The organism is Cellulomonas septica (assembly GCF_012396155.1).
GTDB lineage: Bacteria > Actinomycetota > Actinomycetes > Actinomycetales > Cellulomonadaceae > Cellulomonas > Cellulomonas septica.
On the sequence record NZ_JAAXOY010000865.1, the window covers coordinates 1 to 1,156 of the forward strand.

The following is a 1,156-nucleotide window of genomic DNA, read 5'->3' on the forward strand; positions in this document are numbered from 1 at the left end:
CTCCCGAACCGGCCCCGGTCCCGGCCCCCGACGACAGCGCGGAGGCCGCCCACGCCGCGACGTTCGGCTCGGTCGACGCGGACGGCACGGTGTCGGTCCGCGAGGCCGCGGGCGAGCGCGTGGTCGGGCAGTTCCCGGGCGCCTCCAGCGAGGAGGCGCTCGCGCTCTACGTGCGCCGGTACCTGGACCTCCAGGCGAAGGTCACGCTGTTCGAGGCGCGGCTCCAGGCGACCGACCTGTCGGTCAAGGAGATCGACCAGACGCTCACGCGCCTCACGGAGGAGCTCAAGGAGCCGGCGGCGGTCGGCGACCTGGACGGGCTGCGCGAGCGCCTGGAGTCGCTGCGCGGCGTCGCCGCCGAGCGTCGGGCTGCGGCGGACGCGGAGCGGCAGGCGGCACGGCAGGCGGCGCTCGAAGCCCGCACGGCGATCGTCGAGCAGGCGGAGAAGATCGCCGGCACGGACCCGGCGCGGATCCAGTGGCGCCCGGCCGGCGAGCAGCTGCGCACGCTCCTCGAGGAGTGGAAGACCGCGCAGCGCAGCGGCCCGCGTCTGGACCGTCCGACGGAGGAGTCGCTCTGGAAGCGGTTCAGCCACGCGCGCACGACGTTCGACCGTGAGCGCCGGCACTTCTTCGCCGAGCTCGAGGCGCGCAACGCGGGTGCGAAGGCCGCGAAGGAGCAGCTCGTCGCCGAGGCGGAGAAGCTGCAGGACAGCACCGACTGGGGGCCGACGGCGGGTGCGTTCCGCGACCTCATGACGCGGTGGAAGGCCGCGGGTCGCGCGAGCCGCGCGGACGACGACGCCCTGTGGGCCCGGTTCCGGGCCGCGCAGGACGCGTTCTTCGCGGCGCGCGACGCGCACTCGGCCGCGACGGACACGGAGTTCCGCGCGAACCTCGACGTCAAGGAGGCGCTGCTGGTCGAGGCCGAGGCCCTGCTCCCGGTGCGCGACCTCAACGCCGCCAAGCAGGCGATCCGCTCGATCCAGGACCGCTGGGAGGCCGCGGGCAAGGTGCCGCGCGCCGACATCCAGCGGGTCGAGGGCCGGCTGCGGGCGGTCGAGTCCGCGATCCGTGACGCGGAGCAGGCGCAGTGGCGCCGCACCAACCCCGAGACGCGCGCGCGTGCCGAGGGTGCGGCGGCGCAGCTCGAGCA

General features: G+C 75.6%; 1 protein-coding gene. It reads left to right on the plus strand.

What is annotated here, in order from left to right; translation table 11 throughout:
- Window positions 1-1,156 (plus strand): DUF349 domain-containing protein (locus HGA02_RS19880; RefSeq protein ID WP_168681147.1); only part of this gene is annotated, 1,156 nt, incomplete at both ends.